This window comes from Mycobacterium sp. NPDC051804, assembly GCF_044452905.1.
Taxonomy (GTDB): domain Bacteria; phylum Actinomycetota; class Actinomycetes; order Mycobacteriales; family Mycobacteriaceae; genus Mycobacterium.
In genome coordinates this window covers 313,008-332,081 of sequence record NZ_JBITCD010000001.1, presented here as the reverse complement: position 1 = coordinate 332,081, position 19,074 = coordinate 313,008, and the positions used below count along the sequence as shown (strand labels likewise).

The following is a 19,074-nucleotide window of genomic DNA, read 5'->3' as shown; positions in this document are numbered from 1 at the left end:
AGGTTAGACTGCCGAAATTATGGTGGAGACCGAACCGCAGGTCGCTGAGCTGGCCGGAGAGCTGCAGCGCGTCCTCTCCCGGGTGTTCTCCGTGCTTCGCCGAAGCGACCCCAGCCGGGATGCGGCGACCGGCGATCTGACCCTCGCCCAGTTGTCGATTCTGCTGACCCTGCTGGAGCAGGGGCCGATCAGGATGACCGAGCTGGCCGCGCACGAGCGGGTGCGCACGCCCACGACGACCGTCGCGATCCGCCGACTGGAAAAGCTCGGGCTGGTGAAGCGCTCCCGCGATCCCTCCGACCTGCGGGCAGTACTGGTCGACATCACGCCCGAGGGCCTGGCCCAGCATCAGGAAGCGCTGGCCAATCGGCGGGCATTCCTGGCCACGCTGCTCGAAAAGCTCGGACCCGAAGACCTCGAGACGCTGAGCAAGGCTCTGGTGCCGCTCGAGCGGATTTCCGAATAGCGTTTCAGCCCAACCAGTCCAGTACCGCCGCGGCGGTCCATGACTGCTGCATGCTGCCCAGTGGTTCACCGGTGAACGGTTCGTAATACTCGGCGAAGGTGCCGTCGCTGACCTGCCGAAGGCCTTCGCGCCGAAGGATCAGCGACCGCTCAGCCCAGCCGCGGCGCGCGAAGCACCACGAGAACAACCACGTCGTCACCGGCCACACCGGGCCGCGCCAGTATTCGCGCGAGCGGAAGTCGCGCGACACCGGCGACGTCGTCGGGATCAACGCGAATTTCAGGTCTGGATGCCCACAGAACCGCGGCCCCTCCAGCAGCCGCAGCAGCGCACGCTCCTTGTCGTGCGGCAGCCCGCCGCACAGCAGAGGCGCGAACTGCGCAACCGTCTCGGTGGCCACCCACTTCTCGGCTCGCACGTCGTAATCCCTTGCAGCGCCGTTGCGTTCGTCGGCGGTCTCGACGACGCCCTGGCGGAATCGCTCGGCCCAGCCGTAAAGGTCCCGTACATCGGCATGCGGACGCTTGTAGTCCTCGCCGATCTCAGCCAGCACGTCGCACGCCACGGCGAGGATCGCCGATACGAACACGTCCTCGACGGCGAAGCTCATCACCTTGGGCAGGAGCTCGTCGTCATAGCGCGCCGACTTCATCTCTTCGAGCAGCCACAGATAGCGGTCGTATTCGATATCCGACGGCCGCTGGCTGGCGTCGGTGACGATCGCGTTGTCCGCACGCTGGTATTCGGGCAACTGGCCGGGAACGACGTTGGCGTACGCGCTGTCCCACCGCGGCGAGTTGTCCATGCCGGACTCCCAGCCGTGGTACAGCGTGACCCGGCCTCGCGTCCTGGGGTCGCGGGCTTCGGCGAGCCAACGGTGCCACCGAACGAGGTCATCCCACCGGCGATCGAGAAACGCCTCGGCGACCGCGCGGGTCGACCGGCCGCGGCTGCGGGCGTGATCGAGGATTCGCTGCACCGCGATCGCGTGCACCGGCGGTTGAGTGATCCCCGACGTGTGCCGGTTGCGCGGGGCGCTGACCGCGAGCGCCGACGTCGCCCACCGCGCGGGCCCCGGGAAGTATCCGTCGACACCGTTGGCGAAGACGATGTGCGGAATCATGCCGTTCGCCCACTGCGCCGACAGCAGGGTGTCTAGCTCGACGACGGCGCGTTCGACACTCAGCGGGGCCAGCCCGATCGCCACAAAGGCGGCGTCCCAGCTCCACATATGCGGATACAGCAGCGGCGCCGCGGTGGTCATTGTGCCCAGGTCGTTGCCACGCAACAGGTACGCAGCGCGGGCCGCGAGTTGCGTCGGGGCGAAGCTGGAATCGTGGGCCATCGCCTCAATGATGCGACGACTGGGCACGAGTTGCAGGTCGGTAGGGTGACTTCGTGTCGAATGTCGCCGCCGAGGCGGCTCGGATGCCGACGGCCATGATCACTGGCGCCTCTCGCGGGCTCGGTGCGGCCATTGCCAGGGCGCTCGCGCCCACCCACACGCTTTTCCTCGCGGGGCGCCCCTCGGCAGAACTCGATGCGGTCGCCACGGAGTTCGGCGCCACCACGTGGCCGGTGGATTTCGGCGATCTCGACGCGATCGAGGTGGCCGTCGAACCGATCGTCGAGCTGGATGTGCTCATCCACAACGCCGGTGTCGCCTATCCGGCCACCGTCCCCGATTCGACCGTCGATGAGTGGCGATCCACCATGACCGTGAATGTCGTTGGCCCGGTGGCGCTTACGCTGCCGCTGCTGCCCGCGCTACGCGCCGCCCGCGGTCACGTCGTCTTCGTGAACTCCGGCGCGGGCATCAACGCCTCGCCCGGCCTGGCGTCCTACACGGCGAGCAAGTTCGCGCTACGCGGTTTCGCCGACTCCCTGCGCAACGACGAGCCGTCGCTGCGGGTGACCTCGGTACACCCGGGCCGGATTGCCACCGAGATGCAGGAGGAGCTCAACGCGTACGAGGGCCGCGAGTACGACTCGTCGAACTACCTGAGCCCCGAGATTGTCGCGAAAGTCATAGCCGACGCGGTCAACGCGCCCCCCGAGGCCCATATCCACGAGGTCATCGTCCGCCCCCGTTGACGGTGATTTGTGGAGCGGCCGCCGCGGTGAGCGCGGCTCAGACTCCACAAATCACTCCTAGGCGACGATGTTGACTAGGCGACCCGCCACCACGATCACCTTCTTCGGCGCGGCTCCGTTGAGGAACTCCTGCACCTTGGCATCGGCCAGCGCCGCGGCCTCCAGCGCATCCGCATCGGCGTCGGCGGGCACCGTGATGCGCCCGCGCACCTTGCCGTTGACCTGTACCGGCAATTCGACGGTGTCCTCGACGAGGTACTGCGGGTCGGCAACCGGGAACGGCCCGTGGGCCAGCGAGGTTTCGTGGCCCAGACGCCGCCACAGCTCCTCGGCCAGGTGCGGCGCCAACGGCGCGACCATCAGCACCAGCGGTTCCAGCGCCGCCCGGGCCGTAACCCCCTGCTTGGTCAGGTGGTTGGTGTACTCGATCAGCTTGGCTGCGGCGGTGTTATTGCGCAGGTTCCGGTAGTCGTCCGTCACCCCGGCGATCGTGCGATGCAAGATACGGAGGGTGTCGTCGTCCAGCGCCTCGTGGGCACCCGACCGCTCCGCGCCGGTCTGCTCGTCGACCACCAACCGCCAGACCCGCTGCAAAAAGCGGTACGCGCCGACGACATCCTTTGTCGCCCAGGGCCGCGAAGCGTCCAGCGGGCCCATCGACATCTCGTAGACCCGCAGCGTGTCCGCGCCGTAGTCGTCGCAGATCTCGTCGGGCGACACCGAGTTCTTCAGGCTCTTGCCGATCTTGCCGAACTCCTGGAACACCTCGATCTCGCCGTCCGGCCCGGACCAGTAGAACTTGCCCTGCCGCTCAACGACTTCCGCGGCCGGCACATAGGCACCGCGGGCGTCGGTATACGCGAACGCCTGGATGTACCCCTGGTTCACCAGGCGGCGGAACGGCTCCCGTGAACTGACGTGGCCGAGGTCGAACAGCACCTTGTGCCAGAACCGCACGTACAGCAGATGCAGCACCGCGTGCTCGACGCCGCCGACATACAGGTCGACGCCTCCGGGGTCGCCTGCGCCGTGCTCGGCAGGCCGCGGCCCCATCCAATAGGCCTCGTTTTCCTTGGCGCACAACTCTTCTTTGTTGTACGGGTCGGTGTAGCGCAGCTCGTACCAGGAGCTGCCCGCCCACTGTGGCATCACGTTGGTGTCGCGGGTATAGGGCTTCAGGCCGTCGCCGAGATCCAGTTCGACGTTCACCCAATCGGTCGCAGTACCCAGTGGCGGCGACGGCTCGCTGTCGGCATCGTCGGGATCGAACTGCACCGGCGCGTAGTTCTCGATATCGGGCAGCTCGACGGGCAGCGCCGATTCGGGCAACGGATGCGCCCGGCCGTCGGCGTCATAGACGATCGGGAACGGCTCACCCCAATACCGCTGCCGTGCGAACAACCAGTCGCGGAGCTTGTACTCGACGCGGGTCTGCCCGCGCCCTTCTGCGACCAGCCGGTTGGTGATCGCTTCCTTCGCCGATACGACCGACAGGCCGTTGAGATAGTCCGAGTTGACCAGTTCACCGTCACCGGAGTACGCCTCCTGCGAAATATCTCCGCCGGCAATCACTTCCGTGATCGGCAGACCGAAGGCGGTGGCGAACTCCCAGTCGCGCTGATCGTGGCCGGGCACCGCCATGATCGCCCCGGTGCCGTATCCCAGCAGCACGTAGTCCGCGATGAACACCGGAATTTGTCGGCCGTTGGCCGGATTCGCCGCATACGCGCCGAGGAACACACCGGTCTTGGTCTTGTTCTCCTGACGTTCGAGATCGGACTTGGCCGCGACGGTGGCGCGGTACGCGGCGACGGCCTCCGCGGGCGTCGCCCCTTCGAAGGTCCAGCGTGGGTCGACGTCATCGGCCCACTGGCCGGCCACCAGCGCGTCGACCAGCTCGTGCTCGGGCGCCAGCACCATGTAGGTCGCGCCGAACAACGTGTCGGGTCTGGTGGTGAACACCTCGATGTCACCGGCCTCGGTGGCGAACTGAACCGCGGCTCCCGTGGACCGACCGATCCAGTTGCGCTGCATGGTCTTGACCTTGTCGGGCCAGTCCAGCGTCTCGAGATCGTCGAGCAGCCGATCGGAGTATGCGGTGATACGCATCATCCACTGCCGCAACCGTTTCCGGAACACCGGGAAGTTGCCCCGATCGCTACGCCCATCGGAGGTGACCTCTTCGTTGGCCAGCACCGTGCCCAAACCCGGGCACCAGTTCACCATCGAGTCGGCCCGGTAGACCAGCCGATAAGAGTCGATGACGTCGGCGCGCTCGTCGGCGCTCAACTCCGACCAACTCCGGCCGTCATCTAACGTCCTACTGCCCGAATCGAACTCGGCGATCAGCTCAGCGACTGGGCGCGCCTTGTCCGCCGTCGGATCGAACCAGGCGTTGTAGATCTGCAGGAAGATCCACTGCGTCCACTTGTAGAAGTCGACATCGGTCGTCGAGAAGCTGCGTCTCGCGTCATGTCCCAACCCCAATCTGCCCAGCTGGCGACGGAAGTTGACGATGTTGGCCTCGGTTCGGGTGCGTGGATGCGTTCCGGTCTGTATCGCGTATTGCTCAGCCGGCAGGCCGAACGCATCGAAACCCAACGCGTGCAACACGTTACGGCCGGCCATCCGGTAGTACCGCGCGTAGACGTCAGTGGCGATGTACCCAAGCGGATGCCCGACATGCAGCCCCTCCCCCGACGGGTACGGAAACATGTCCTGGACGAACATCTTGTCGGCGGGCAACTCGCCGCCGTCGGGCTCCGCCAGCGAGCCGACCGGATTGGGCACGTTGAACGTCCCGGCATCCGCCCACCGTTGCTGCCAGGCACGCTCGATCTGCCCAGCGAGCTCCGCGGTATAGCGGTGCTGCGGGGCGTCAGTGCCGGCGTCGGGCGAGTCAGTCACGTGAACAGGGTATAAGCCCGCCAATCGTGGTCTCGCCGGCCACGGGTTGGTCTCGGTTACATCACCGGTCGGTCAGAGCTTGATTCCAGGTCGATTCCAGCCCTGGTGACCGTCGCTTCGCCCTGGATACAGTCGGCGCCTGACCACATGGCTGACGAGCCCGACAGCGAGAGGACCGACGTCGATGAACGAAAACGCCCGACGCTGGAGGACTCCGGCCACCAGTGTTGCTGCGGCTACCGTCGGCGTCTTCTTCTTCGCGGGCGCGCCCGCGTCGGCGCAGCCACTGCAGCCGGTCGTCCCACAGCCCGGTCCGGCCGTGGTCGCGCAGACCGCCGCGACACCCAACGCCGCGCTCACCCCCGCGGTCCCGAACGCCGCGCTGGCCGTGACACCCAATGCCGCGCTCGCCCCGTCGGCGCAGGCTCCCAGTGCCGCGGCAGCCCCCGCCATGACCAACCCCGCCTTGTCCCCCGCAGCACCCGTCGCGTCGGCCGCTGCCCCGGGTGGCCTCTCGACGCCGCAGCCCGGCGTACCGGCGGCGGTACCGATCACTCCCGCACCGGCGGGCACACTGGCCGACTTCTTCCAGTCCAAGGGTGTGGCGATGGAGCCCCAGGTCAGCCAGGGGTTCCAGGCGCTCAACATCGTGCTGCCGATGCCGAGAGGCTGGGCGCATGTACCCGATCCCAACGTTTCCGACGCCTTCGCCGTGATCGCCGACCGCGTGGGCGGCAACGGTCTGTACTCCTCGAACGCCCAGGTCGTGGTGTACAAGCTGGTCGGCGAGTTCGATCCACGGGAGGCCATCAGTCACGGATTCGTCGACAGCCAGCAGATGCCCGCCTGGCGTTCGACCAACGGATCGATGGCCGAGATCGGCGGTATGCCGACATCGACCATCGAGGGCACGTACCGCGAGAACGCCATGACGCTGGACACCTCGCGCCGGCACATCATCGCGACCGCGGGTCCGGACAAGTACCTCGTGTCACTGTCGGTGACCACCAGCGTGGACCAGGTCGTCGCGGCGGCCGACGCCACCGATGCGATCGTGCGCGGGTTCAAGGTCAGCGTTCCCGGGGCCACCCCGCCCGCCGCACCCGCTGCACCCGCCGCGGCAACACCAGGCCAGCCGACCGCTCCTGCCCCGGTCGCGCCGGCGCCGGCGCCGCCCGCCATTGGACCAACCGGATAAAAGGGCTTGTTCCCCCGGGCGAAGCCTGGCGCCCGGGGGGACGCCCAACAGGACCAAGTAGCGGTCGCCTCAGTATTGTGTGGCCCATGTTCCTCGTCGCGGTGCTGTGCTTCTGTGCCGCGGTCGTGCTCGCGGGCCTCGGCGTATGGCTGCTGGGGGTTCCCGCGGCGGGTGATCCCACGCGCCAAGTTCTTCGTGGGGTAGCCCCCACACAGCTCGCCGCCGCGGCGATGCTCGCGTCCGCGGGCACCGTGGCGCTGTCCAGCCGCCCGGACACCGCGCTCGTCGTGGTCATCGTGTGCGTGATCGGCGCCGTGAGCACCGTGGCGGCCGGCTGCTGGCAGGCGGCAAAAGTTCTCGCGACCCGGCAAGCCGTCGCAGCGGCGTCGAGCGCCGACGGTTGCGCCGGTTCCTGCGCGTCGTGCACGCTGTCCTGCAGCTGAACGCCTGGCGCGCAGCGCCTTTCAGTTGCGGCTGATATCGATCGGGTGAGTCGCAAGCATCGACAGCGGCAGCGGTTGACGGCGAAGCACCCGCGCCCACAGATCCATCTTGGGCTCGGAGAGCACATCAGATGGCAACGCGGACAGCACAATCCAGTCGTCGCGCTCGATCTCGCCTTCGAGCTGGCCGATGGTCCACCCCGAGTAGCCCGCGAAGATCCGCACCCCTTCGACCACCGGCGCAATCGAGTCGGGGTCGGCATCGAGGTCGACCATCGCCATGCGGCCCTGCACATGGCGCAGCCCGGGCAGGCCCGCCGGGTCGATACCGACACGCAGCGTCGCGAGACACAGTGCGGCGTCTCGTTTGACAGGACCCCCGATGAACATGGTCTTCGGTTTGGTGGCCAGCTTCGCCCATTGCGGAAGCACGTTGTAGACCGCGGTCTCGCTGGGGCGGTTCAGCACCACGCCGAGCGTGCCGCCGTCATTGTGCTCGACGATGTAGATGACGCTGCGCCGGAACGTCGGCTCCAGGAGATCGGTGTTGGCGAGCAACAGGGTTCCCGCGCGGACTCGGTGTTTAGCAGGCGCTACGAAGTCCTCCGGGTCCTCTGAGTACGCCATCTCACCATCATCGCATCAGCAACCAGCGAACGTGGCGAACAAAGCCGGTCCGGCGGGATATTTGTACTGTGGGTCGGGGGGTGCCGATCACCGCGTACCGACCGCCCCCGCGAGACAACGGGACAGGACTTTCTGTGGCTGACGCGCGTGCGCTGATCGCCTTGTGGCGCTCGGTCCGCGCCCTTCCCGAATTCCGGCGGCTGCTCGAGCTGCGGCTGGTCAGCCAGTTCGGTGACGGCCTGTTCGCCGCGGGCCTGGCCGGCGGGCTGCTGTTCAGCACCGAACGCGCCGCGACGCCGTGGGAGTTCGCCCTTTCGTTTGCCGTGCTGTACCTGCCGTATTCACTGCTGGGTCCGTTCGCCGGCGCCCTGCTGGACCGCTGGGACCGCCGCCTCGTGCTCGTCGGGGCCAACTTCGGACGTCTGCTGATGGTGCTGGCCGTCGCCACGCTCCTGGTGAACAGCGCGGACAACAGCTGGATCCTGGTCGCCGCGCTGATCGTCAACGGGTTCACGCGTTTCGTCTCCTCGGGTCTGTCGGCGGCACTGCCGCACGTCGTGCCGAGAGACCAGGTCGTGTCGATGAACTCGATCGCCACGGCAGCGGGTGGTGCGGCGGCGTTCCTCGGCGCCATCTTCATGCTCATCCCGCGCTGGCTGTTCGGGGCAAACGACGTCGGCGCCGCGACGATCATCTTGATCGTCGCGATCCCGGTGGCGCTGGCGCTCTGGCTGTCGTGGCGCTTTCCCCCGCACCTGCTCGGTCCCGACGACAGTAAGCGCGCGATCCACGGATCGATCGTCTACGCGGTGGCCACCGGTTGGGTGCACGGCGCCCGCACCGTCTGGGCGGTGCCGACGGTGAGCGCGACGCTGGCCGGTCTCGCCGCGCATCGGATGGTCATCGGAATCAACAGCCTGCTGGTGTTCGTGCTCGTCCGACACACCGATGCGCCTGACGTCACCGGTCTCGGGGCCACCGCGCTGTTCTTCGCAGTTGTCGCCATTGGACAGTTCCTGGCCAATGCGGTGATGCCAGTCGCTGTCGGCCGATGGGGCCGGTACGCCACCGCCAACGGTTCGCTCGCACTGGCGGCCGTCATCCAGCTCGCCGGAATCGGCCTGCAGTTGCCGGTCCTGCTGGTGTGCGGCTTCTGCCTCGGGCTACTGGGCCAGGTGGTCAAGCTGTGTGCCGACAGCGCGATGCAGCTGGACGTCGACGATGCGCTGCGCGGCCACGTGTTCACGGTCCAGGACGCGCTGTTCTGGATCGCGTTCATCATCGCCGTGACGGCCGCAGCCGCGGTGATCCCTCCGGGCGGTCATCAACCAGGCCTGGCGCTCGCCGGTGTCGGCGTCTACCTCCTCGGACTGGCCGCACACGCCGCGCTCGGACGTCGGAGCCGACGCCAGGGCTAAGGTGACCGGCATGGCTGGTGCCGAGCCTATGGTTGCCGATCTGCGCGCCGAGAGCGACGAGCTCGACGCGCTCGTGTCTGACCTTCCCGACGCGCGCTGGGCCGAGTCCACACCCGCGCCGGGGTGGACGATCGCCCATCAGATCGCGCACTTGTTGTGGACCGATCGCGTCGCGCTGACGGCCGTCACCGACGAAGCGGCATTCGCTGCCGTTCTCGAAGAAGCCTCGAAGGACCCGTCGGGGTTCGTCGACGCGGGCGCCGAGGAGCTGGCGTTGACGCCGCCCGCGGAACTGCTCGCTGACTGGCGACGCACCCGCGGCCGTCTGCACGACGAGCTGCTGATGGTCGCCGACGGCCGCAAGCTGCCGTGGTTCGGGCCGCCGATGAGCGCCCCGTCGATGGCCACCGCACGGCTGATGGAGACTTGGGCCCACGGCCTCGACGTCGCCGACGCTCTCGGTGTCGACCGGCCCGCCACCGCGCGGCTGAAGTCGATCGCCCACATCGGGGTGCGCACCCGCGATTTCGCATTCGCCGTCAATAGCCTTGCGCCACCGGCAGATCCGTTCTTCGTAACGTTGCGCGCACCTGATGGGTCGACGTGGTCGTGGGGCCCCGAGGATGCGGCGCAGCGGGTCACCGGCTCGGCGCAGGATTTCTGCATGCTCGTCACGCAGCGCCGGTCACGGTCGGCTCTCGACATCACGGCCACCGGCGAGGACGCCGAGCGCTGGCTCGGCATCGCGCAGGCGTTTGCGGGACCGCCCGGGCCGGGCCGGGCCTGATCAGAGGTCGTCGGCCCCGTCGGCCTTCCCGTCGGCGTCGCCGTCGCTCAGCTTGATGTCCCACCGGCCGTCACCATCGGAGTCGACGTAGGCCTGCTCGGCGCTCACCGCGCGGTCGGCCAACCCATCGCCGTCGGAGTCCAGCAGCTTGTCGTCGACCTGACCGTCCGCATCGACGTCGACCACCACTCCCCCGGTGTGCTCGAGACCGTCGAGCCCGAACCACCGCAACAATCCCGCCCGGTCCAGGCTCACCGCCCAGGTGCCCGTGCCGTCGTCGGTGAAGTACGCGGCCCCAGCGTCTGGGCTGGCCACATGGTCACGCACCAGGTGGTCGGCGACCCCGTCGGCATCCAGGTCCGCCATCGCGTCGTCGAGCAGACCGTCACGGTCGAAGTCCAGACCGACGGCTTCGAACGCACCGTCGCCGTTCAGGTCGATATCGGGCGCAGCGGTCCACATGGTGGCCGATCCGTCGCCGTCGCCGAGGCAGTACTCCATACCGATCAGACGGTGCGGTCGCCTCGCGCGTTCCACCACTTGGTGAGTTCCTCGACGGCTTCCTCGTGCGACAGCGGGCCGCGGTCCAGCCGCAACTCCTTGAGGTACCGCCACGCCTCGCCGACCTGTGGTCCGGCCGGGATGTCGAGTAGCCGCATGATCTCGTTGCCGTCCAGATCGGGCCGCACCCGCGCCAAATCCTCTTTCTCAGCCAGCTCCGCGATGCGCGCCTCGAGATCGTCGTAGGCCGCCTGGAGTCGCGCCGCGCGCCGCTTGTTGCGCGTCGTGCAGTCGGCGCGGACCAGCTTGTGCAGCCGCGGCAGCAGCGGACCGGCATCGGTGACGTAGCGCCGCACGGCCGAATCGCTCCACCGGCCGGTCCCCTGGCCATCGGCGTACCCGTGGAACCGCAGGTGCAGGTACACCAGCTGGGAGACGTCGTCGATCATCTGCTTGGAGTACTTCAGCGCCCGCATCCGCTTGCGCGCCATCTTCGCGCCGACCACCTCGTGGTGGTGGAAGCTCACACCGCCGTCTGGTTCGTGCTTGCGGGTCGACGGCTTGCCGATGTCGTGCAGCAGCGCGGCCCAGCGCAGCACCAGATCCGCGCCGCTGTCTTCCAGGTCGATCGCCTGGCGCAACACCGTCAGCGAATGCCAGTAGACGTCCTTGTGCTGATGGTGTTCGTCGATCGCCATCCGCATGCCGCCGACCTCGGGCAGCACGACGTCGCCGAGACCGGTCTGCACGATCAGGTCGATGCCGGCGACCGGGTCCGCACCGAGCAACAGCTTGTCCAGTTCGGCGGCGACACGTTCGGCGGATATGCGTTGCAATTGGGGCGCCATCTCGATGAGCGCCTCCACCACTCGAGATGCGACGGTGAAGCCCAACTGCGAGACGAACCGTGCCGCGCGCAGCATCCGCAGCGGATCGTCGCCGAATGAGATCTCCGGTGCGGCCGGCGTGTCGAGGGTCTTGGCCCGCACCGCGGCCAATCCCCCCAGCGGATCGTGGAACTCACCCGGGCCGTCGGCGGTGATCCGCACGGCCATCGCGTTCGCGGTGAAATCGCGGCGCACCAGATCGTCCTCGAGCCGGTCGCCGAAGCGCACCTCCGGATTGCGCGACACCTGGTCATAAGTGTCGGCGCGGAACGTGGTGATCTCCAGGCGATCGTCGCCCTTGCCGACGCCGATGGTCCCGAACTCGATGCCGGTGTCCCACAGCGAATCGGCCCACCCGCGCAGCATCGCCTGCATCTGCTCGGGGCGCGCATCGGTGGTGAAGTCGAGGTCGTTGCCCAACCTCCCCAGCAAGGCGTCACGGACACTGCCGCCGACGAGGAACAGTTCGTGACCCGCCTCAGCGAACACGCGGCCCAGATCGCGCAGAACGTCACCGTGCCGGTTCAGCGCAACCTGCGCCCCGGCAAGCAGTTCAGAATCAGCACCCGATCCGGCCACGTTCGGACACCCTAATAGCAACGGCTCCATTACGACCGGTGAGTGTGGCGGGAGCGATACTCACCGGCAGCTACTATCGCTTGGGTGTCGGACGGCGAACGGGCAAGACCACGACGGCGCCGCGGCCGTCGTCGCGGCCGCCGCGCGGCAGGTCCTCCCGAGGCCGGTCCTCAACAAGCCGAACACCACAACAACGCAGCCGTGAACGGCGCGAAAGACCAGGCCAGCGCACAGCCCAAGCCCCAGAAGACCCGTCCACGCCGGCCGCCGGACCGGTTGCGCACCGTGCACGAGACCTCGGCCGGAGGCCTCGTCATCGACGGTATCGACGGCCCGAAGGACACCCAGGTCGCGGCCCTGATCGGGCGCACCGACCGGCGCGGCCGCATGCTCTGGTCGCTGCCGAAGGGCCACATAGAAGTCGGTGAGACGGCCGAACAGACCGCCATCCGCGAGGTCGCCGAGGAGACCGGAATCCAGGGCAGTGTGCTGGCCGCGCTCGGCAGCATCGACTACTGGTTCGTGACCGAGGGGCGCCGGGTGCACAAGACGGTGCACCATTACCTGATGCAATTCCTCGAAGGGGAGCTGTCCGACGAGGACCTCGAGGTCAGCGAGGTGGCCTGGGTGCCACTGAAGGAGCTGCCGTCCCGCCTGGCCTACGCCGACGAACGCAAGCTCGCCGAGGTCGCCGGTGAGCTGATCGACAAACTGCACGCGGATGGGCCCGCCGCGCTGCCGCCGCTGCCACGGACCTCGCCGCGGCGCCGGGCCCAGACGCACTCGCACACCCGCAACCGTCGTCCCGACGAAAAGACCACTCGGCGGACGAACGGCTGCGGCCAAGGGCCGTGACGAACTCGGCGGGGTCGCGCGCGTACCTCGCGGCGCGCCTGCTCCTCGCGATCGGGATGCTGGCATTGTGCGTCGTACCGCTCGCGCTACCCCGCGCCGCCGCCGGCGAGCCGGGCTCAACGCCATTTCTGAAGGTGCGCATCGACCGCGTCACCCCAGAGGTCGTCACCACAACCAGCGAACCGATGGTCACCGTCACCGGCACAGTGCAGAACGTCGGCGACCGTGCCGTGCGCGACGTGATGGTGCGCCTCGAGGATTCCGCGGCTGTCATGTCGTCAGCCGGGCTGCGAACCAACCTGGCGGGCAACGTCGACCAGTTCGAGCCCGTCGCCCAATTCGTCACTCTCTCACCGGAATTGGCGCGCGGTCGCACTGTTCCGTTCACCCTCTCCTATCCGCTGCGCTCGGCGGAGGAACCGTCGCTCGGCATCGAGCAGCCCGGCGTCTACCCGGTGATGGTCAACGTCAACGGCACGCCCGACTACGGCTCGCCCGCACGGCTCGACGACGCACGGTTCCTGCTGCCGGTGCTCGGCGTGCCGCGCGATCCCGCCACCGACGCCGCGGACACGCTGACGGCGGTGGTCCCGCCGGACATTTCCAAGCCCCTTGGCCTGACGCTGCTGTGGCCCATCGCCGACCGGCCACGGCTGGCCGCAGGCGCCCCCGGCGGCACCACCCCGGTCCGGTTCATCGACGACGACCTCGCGACGTCACTGGCCTCCGGAGGACGGCTGGACACCCTGTTGTCGGCCGTCGAGTTCGCCGTCGGCCCGCAGGTCGATCCCGCCGGTAATGTCCGGCTCGCGACATGTCTGGCCGTCGACCCGGACTTGCTCGTCACGGTCAACGCGATGACGGGCGGTTACGTCGTCAACGACGGTCCCGACGCCGGGCCCGGCACCCCGACGCACCCGGGCGCCGGCCAGGACGCCGCCGTGGCCTGGCTCAACCGGCTCCGTGGAATCGCGCAGCGGATGTGCGTCGTTGCGACCACGTACGCACAGGCCGACCTCGACGCGCTGTACCGGGTCCGCGACGCCGGCCTGTCCGCCATCGCTGTGAGATCCGCGGGCGACATCGTCGATCAGATCCTGGGGATCACGTCGGTTCGCGGCGCCAGCCTCATCGGCGACGGGCCGCTGACCGGTCCCGCGGTGCAACTGCTGTCCGACCTGGGCCCACGCCCGGAGGCCGGGGTGGAGCAGACCGTAGCGATCGGCGCGGCCGAGGTCGCGGCTTCGGATTCCGACGGCGCCAGCGGCGCGGAGTCGGAGCCCGCCGACCTGTCGCCGGTGCGGTACACACCCGACCTGGTCGCGGCGCCGTTCGACCCAGCGGTCGGCGCCGCGCTCGCCGCGGCGGGCTCCGAACCGGTGTCGCCGTCGTACCTCGATCCGTCACTGGAGATCCCCCTACACCACGGTTCCGAGGTGGCGCGCAGGCAGGACGCCGTCGGCGCGATGATGTGGCGGGCATTGCAGCCCGGCATCGAACCGCGCACCGAGATCCTGATGCCGCCGATGGTGTGGAGTCCACGGCCGCCGGATGCGCAGGCGATCCTCACCGCGGCGGCCACGATGATCAATGCCGGGATGGCGCGGCCCCGCCCGCTGCCACAGGTGATCGCCGAAAGCAATGCGGTGTCGCCGCAGCGCTTGGAGCCGCTGCCCGACGCCAAGCTCGGGGATCCGCGCGGACGGTTCGACGACGCCGTGGTGTCCGGGATTGCGACGGTGACCGCGCGACTGTGGGGACTGACCGCGGCGTTGACTACCGACGAGCGCACCGGCCTGACCGGCTACGGTTACACCGCACCGCTGCGTGAAGACTCGCTGCGGGCCCTGAGCCAGTCCGTGCCGCCGGCCGCGCGCAATGGCCTTGCGCAGCAACGGCTTACGACCGTGGGCCGGACGGTCGACGACCTGTTCAACGCGGTGACCATCGTCAACCCCGGCGGGTCCTACACGCTGGCGACCGAACGCAGCCCGCTACCGCTCGCACTGCGCAACAACCTCCCCGTTCCGATCCGGGTGCGACTGGACGTCGACGCGCCCCCGGGCATGAGCGTCACTGACATGGGCGAAATCGTGCTGCCGCCCGGCTTCCTGCCGCTCAAGGTGCCGATCGAGGTGCACTTCACCCAGCGGGTCGCCGTCGACGTGGCGTTGCACACCGCGAACGGACTGCCGCTCGGTGAACCGGTGCGGCTGTCGGTGCACTCCAACGCCTATGGTCAAGTGCTCTTCTTCATCACGCTCACCGGCGGGGCGATCCTTGCGCTGCTCGTCGGCAGACGGCTCTGGCATCGGTTCCGCGGTCAGCCCGACCGTGCTGATCTCGACAGGCCCGATCCCCTCGAGGTCGCGATGCGTTTCGACGAGGATTCCACCACCGCGCCAGTCGCCCAGACCGGTGAAAAATGAGTACCGTTCCCGGCTCTTCGAGCGTCGGCCCACGGCGGCACGGCCGCCCCGAAACACCGCCTCCCCAAGTCGACCTCGGCGGCCCTCTGACGCCGCCGCCCCAGCCCGGACCACCCCCGCCGGCCCGTAACCCGGCGACCGGTCCCCCGCCACGCAGGCGAGCAGCCGCGCCGCCGCGGCTGCCTCGCGGACCCGCACCCAGGCGTCGCGCCGGACGCCCCGAACTGTCGGATGCCGCAGTCGTTTCGCGCTCATGGGGCATGGCGTTCGCGACCCTGATCAGCCGGCTCACCGGCTTCGCCCGCATCGTGCTGATCGCGACGATCCTGGGCGCCGCCCTGTCCAGTGCGTTCTCGGTGGCGTATCAGCTCCCCAACCTCATCGCCGCGCTGGTGCTGGAAGCGACATTCACCGCGATCTTCGTGCCCGTGCTCGCACGCGCCGAACGCGACGACCCCGATGGCGGCACGGCGTTCGTGCGCCGACTGGTCACCCTGGCCACAATGCTGCTGCTGCTGACCACCGCGGTGGCCATCGCATCGACCCCGCTGTTGGTGGAGCTGATGCTCGGCGCCGACCCGCAGGTGAACCGCGAGCTCACCAAGGCGTTCGCCTATCTGTTGTTGCCGCAGGTGCTGTTCTACGGTTTGTCGTCGGTGTTCATGGCGATCCTCAACACCCGCAACGTATTCGGGCCGCCCGCCTGGGCGCCGGTCTGCAACAACCTCGTCGCGATCGCCACCCTTGGTTTGTATCTCGTTGTCCCCGGTGAGCTTTCGGTGGATCCCGTCGAGATGGGCAATGCGAAGCTGCTGGTCCTCGGTATCGGTATGACGCTGGGGACGGTGACGCAGGTGGTCGTGCTGCTCGTCGCGCTGCGACGCGAGCGGGTCAGCCTGCGTCCGCTGTGGGGGATCGACGACCGGCTGAAGCAGTTCGGCGCGATGGCGTCGGCGATGGTGCTCTACGTGCTGATCAGTCAGATCGGCTTGATCGTCGGCAACCGAATCGCCGCTGGCGCTGCGGCTTCCGGCCCGGCAATCTACAACTACACCTGGCTTGTGCTGATGCTGCCGTTCGGCATGATCGGCGTGACGGTGTTGACCGTGGTGATGCCGCGGCTGAGCCGCAACGCCGCCGCCAACGACAATCCCGCCGTGTTGGCCGACCTGTCGCTGGCCACCCGCCTGACGATGGTGACGCTCATCCCGATCGTCGCGATGATGACGGTCGGCGGCCCGGCCATCGGCAGCGCGCTGTTCGCGTACGGGAACTTCGGCGACGTCGACGCCGGCTACCTCGGCATGGCGATCACTCTGTCCGCGTTCACGTTGATCCCGTATGCCCTGGTGCTGCTTCAACTCCGGGTGTTCTACGCCCGCGAGCAGCCGTGGACACCGATTGCGTTGATCGTCGTGATCACCGTCGTCAAGATCGCTGCCTCGGTGGCGGCGCCGCACCTCACCGACGATCCGGACCTGGTGGCCGGCTATCTCGGCCTGGCCAACGGTCTGGGCTTCGTCGCCGGCGCGACGGTCGGCTACTACCTGCTGCGCGCGAATCTGAACCCTCCCGGTGGACGGCTGATCGGGCTGCAGGTGGTGCGCACGATCCTCGTCACGATCTGCGCGTCGTTGATCGCGGGGCTGGTCGCTCACGTCGTCGATCAACTTTTCGGCCTGGAATCCTTGACGCGGAACTGGGGCGGCGGCGGATCGTTGCTTCGGCTGCTGGTGCTCGGGTTGATCATGATCCCGACGATCGCCGGTGTGCTTCTCGCGGCACGGGTACCGGAGGCAGAGGCGGCGCTGGCCGCCGTTCGGCGCCGTCTCGGACGCCCCGCGCCTGCCCCCGCGGGACAACAGAGGATGCCCTCACCACCGAGAATGCTTCCCGACCAGCCTCCGCCGGGCACTCCCCTCACGTACGCTCGTCAGAGAAATTCGTCCGCGCGAGGGCGTCGGCCGGGCCCGCCGGTCGTGCGGCGCGGACCCCCGGCGGGGGTTGCCGGGGACGGGATGGGGAAAGGACCAGCGGTGAGCAACGAACCCGCAGGCGGCTCGGCGCCCGGTCCTGACAACACCGCGACCGCAAAGATCCCGGTGCCGCCGTCAGACGACCGCGAATCCGCGGTGTCCGCGGACGACTTCCAACCCGATGTACCGTCGCCCCCCGGTATCCCCAGTGCGCCGTCACCCGCCGATATCAATGCGACGGTGCAGGAACCCGTCGACGTCGGCAGAACCGCGCGCATCTCGACATCGGAACCCAGCGGCACGGCGCCGATGCCGGCGTCCGGTCGCCCGCCCTCGGACTACGGGGGTGACCCGACCCGCGAGTCGCTGCCTTTCGACGTGCCGCGCGAGCCGGCGATCGAGGCGGCGACGTCCGACGAGGACGTCCATCTGATCCCCGGCGCGGTCATCGGCGGCGGTAGGTACCGGCTGCTCGTCTTTCACGGCGGGCCCCCCACGCTTCAGTTCTGGCAGGCCCTCGACACGGCGCTCGATCGTCAGGTGGCGCTCACGTTCGTCGACCCGGACGCCACGCTGTCCGATGAACAACTCCAAAAGATCCTGGCCGCGACCCTCAAGCTGAGCCGGCTGGACATGCCCGGCGTGGCACGCGTGCTCGATGTCGCCAACACCGGTTCCGGTGGGCTGGTGGTGGCCGAGTGGATTCGCGGCGGATCCCTGGCCGAGGTGGCCGAGACGTCGCCCTCCCCCATCGGTGGTGCACGTGCGATTCAGTCATTGGCCGCCGCGGCCGAGGCGGCGCACCGCTCGGGTGTGGCGATGTCGATCGACCACCCCGGCCGGGTGCGGGTGAGCATCGAGGGCGATGTCGCGCTGGCGTTCCCGGCGACACTGCCCGACGCCACCCCGGAAGACGACATCCGCGGCATCGGCGCGGCGTTGTACGCGCTGCTGGTCAACAAGTGGCCGCTGCCCGAGGCGGGTGTGCGCAGCGGATTGGAACCCGCCGAGCTCGACCCCGCTGGACAGCCCGTCGAACCGCGCTCGGTCGACCGTCAAATTCCGTTCCAGATCTCCGCTGCGGCCGCTCGCGCGGTCCAGGAGGGCGGCGGCATCCGCAGTGCGCCGACGCTGCTGAACCTGCTGCAGCAGGCCACCGCGATCGCCGACCGCACCGAACTCATCACCCCTGTCGACGAGCCAGAGCCGCCGCCGGAGTCGCAGCGGTTACGTGAGCGAACCGCCGAGGTTGGTCCCGATGCCGAGGCCCGCCGCCGCAAGGGTCTGATGATCGGCCTCGCGGTCGGCGCCGCGGTCATCATCATCGCGCTGGTGCTGTTGGGCACGGTGCTGAGCAGTATCTTCGGCGACGTCGGCGACGGTCTCGGCGGCGACGAACTTGGTCTCAATGCCCCCGGCACGTCGGAGGCCAGCGACAGTGGTGGCGCGGGGGATACCGTGAAACCCGTTTCGGCGACTGTCTTTTCGCCTGAGGGCGAGGCCGACGCACCCGCCGACGCCAGGCTCGCCATCGACGGCAACCCGACGACAGTGTGGCCGATCGACACGTACACCGATCCGGAGCCGTTCCCGAACTTCAAGAACGGCGTCGGGCTGATCCTGCAGCTGCCCAAGCCCACCAAGATCGGCGAGGTCACCGTCGACCTCAACAGCACGGGCACTGCCGTCGAGATCCGGTCGGCGCAGTCGCAGACCCCGGCGTCGCTGGCGGACACCACGGTGCTGAAGTCGGCTACCCAGATGCAGCCTGGGCAGAACACCATCAAACTCGACAACGCCGAGCCGACGTCCTACCTGCTGGTGTGGGTGTCCACCCTGGGCACCGTCGACGGCGAGAACCGTTCGGACATCGCGGAGATCACCCTCAAGGCCGCCGGATAGCCGAG

At 68.5% G+C, this 19,074-nt stretch carries 14 protein-coding genes; 9 read left to right on the top strand and 5 right to left on the bottom strand.

What is annotated here, in order from left to right; genetic code table 11:
• The first annotated feature begins 19 nt into the window (after window positions 1–19).
• Window positions 20–466 carry a MarR family winged helix-turn-helix transcriptional regulator gene (locus tag ACIA48_RS01615; protein ID WP_396727002.1) on the top strand — a complete coding sequence of 149 codons (447 nt, stop codon included), beginning with the start codon at window positions 20–22 and terminating at the stop codon, window positions 464–466.
• Window positions 467–470: 4 nt separating this feature from the next.
• Here the strand turns inward: ACIA48_RS01615 and ACIA48_RS01610 are convergent, their stop codons facing one another.
• Window positions 471–1,811, bottom strand: a complete 1,341-nt coding sequence (locus ACIA48_RS01610) for an amylo-alpha-1,6-glucosidase (protein WP_396727000.1) — start codon at window positions 1,809–1,811, stop codon at window positions 471–473.
• A gap of 83 nt (window positions 1,812–1,894) precedes the next feature.
• Here ACIA48_RS01610 and ACIA48_RS01605 point away from each other — a divergent pair, with 83 nt between their 5' ends.
• A complete protein-coding gene (locus tag ACIA48_RS01605) occupies window positions 1,895–2,560 on the top strand; it encodes an SDR family oxidoreductase (protein WP_396728440.1) in 666 nt (221 codons plus the stop codon).
• Window positions 2,561–2,617: 57 nt separating this feature from the next.
• Here ACIA48_RS01605 and leuS read toward each other — a convergent pair whose 3' ends face one another.
• Window positions 2,618–5,491 (bottom strand): leucine--tRNA ligase, encoded by a 2,874-nt coding sequence (gene leuS / locus ACIA48_RS01600; RefSeq protein ID WP_396726998.1) that lies wholly within the window; start codon window positions 5,489–5,491, stop codon window positions 2,618–2,620.
• Between the two features lie 160 nt (window positions 5,492–5,651).
• On the opposite strand from leuS, the gene ACIA48_RS01595 reads away from it, so the two are divergent.
• Together ACIA48_RS01595 and ACIA48_RS01590 are read left to right on the top strand one after the other, a co-directional pair.
• The gene (locus tag ACIA48_RS01595) at window positions 5,652–6,665 is read left to right on the top strand and encodes an LpqN/LpqT family lipoprotein (protein ID WP_396726996.1); all 1,014 of its coding nucleotides are present in this window, start codon (window positions 5,652–5,654) and stop codon (window positions 6,663–6,665) included.
• Window positions 6,666–6,751: 86 nt separating this feature from the next.
• Window positions 6,752–7,108, top strand: coding sequence for a hypothetical protein (locus ACIA48_RS01590; protein WP_396726994.1), 357 nt, complete (start codon window positions 6,752–6,754; stop codon window positions 7,106–7,108).
• A gap of 21 nt (window positions 7,109–7,129) precedes the next feature.
• Here ACIA48_RS01590 and ACIA48_RS01585 read toward each other — a convergent pair whose 3' ends face one another.
• Entirely contained in the window at window positions 7,130–7,735 is a 606-nt protein-coding gene (locus tag ACIA48_RS01585; protein ID WP_396726992.1) for a YqgE/AlgH family protein, read from the bottom strand.
• Window positions 7,736–7,869: 134 nt separating this feature from the next.
• Between ACIA48_RS01585 and ACIA48_RS01580 the strand changes: the two genes are divergently transcribed.
• A complete protein-coding gene (locus ACIA48_RS01580; RefSeq protein WP_396726990.1) occupies window positions 7,870–9,153 on the top strand; it encodes an MFS transporter in 1,284 nt (427 codons plus the stop codon).
• A 10-nt stretch (window positions 9,154–9,163) separates the two neighbouring features.
• The gene (locus ACIA48_RS01575) at window positions 9,164–9,940 is read left to right on the top strand and encodes a TIGR03084 family metal-binding protein (RefSeq protein WP_396726988.1); all 777 of its coding nucleotides are present in this window, start codon (window positions 9,164–9,166) and stop codon (window positions 9,938–9,940) included.
• On the opposite strand, the gene ACIA48_RS01570 is transcribed toward ACIA48_RS01575, so the two are convergent.
• Complete coding sequence (locus ACIA48_RS01570; protein WP_396728438.1) at window positions 9,941–10,441, bottom strand: pullulanase; 501 nt, start codon at window positions 10,439–10,441, stop codon at window positions 9,941–9,943. It lies immediately after the preceding gene.
• Between the two features lie 5 nt (window positions 10,442–10,446).
• A complete protein-coding gene (locus tag ACIA48_RS01565; RefSeq protein ID WP_396726986.1) occupies window positions 10,447–11,937 on the bottom strand; it encodes a CCA tRNA nucleotidyltransferase in 1,491 nt (496 codons plus the stop codon).
• A 54-nt stretch (window positions 11,938–11,991) separates the two neighbouring features.
• Here ACIA48_RS01565 and ACIA48_RS01560 point away from each other — a divergent pair, with 54 nt between their 5' ends.
• From ACIA48_RS01560 to murJ, 3 genes are read left to right on the top strand one after another with little or no spacing between them, the layout of a single operon-like run.
• The gene (locus ACIA48_RS01560) at window positions 11,992–12,762 is read left to right on the top strand and encodes an NUDIX hydrolase (RefSeq protein ID WP_396726984.1); all 771 of its coding nucleotides are present in this window, start codon (window positions 11,992–11,994) and stop codon (window positions 12,760–12,762) included.
• Window positions 12,763–12,818: 56 nt separating this feature from the next.
• The gene (locus tag ACIA48_RS01555; RefSeq protein WP_396728436.1) at window positions 12,819–15,191 is read left to right on the top strand and encodes a DUF6049 family protein; all 2,373 of its coding nucleotides are present in this window, start codon (window positions 12,819–12,821) and stop codon (window positions 15,189–15,191) included.
• A complete protein-coding gene (gene murJ, locus ACIA48_RS01550; protein WP_396726982.1) occupies window positions 15,188–19,069 on the top strand; it encodes a murein biosynthesis integral membrane protein MurJ in 3,882 nt (1,293 codons plus the stop codon). The genes ACIA48_RS01555 and murJ overlap by 4 nt, the downstream gene beginning before the upstream one ends.
• Window positions 19,070–19,074 lie beyond the last annotated feature (5 nt).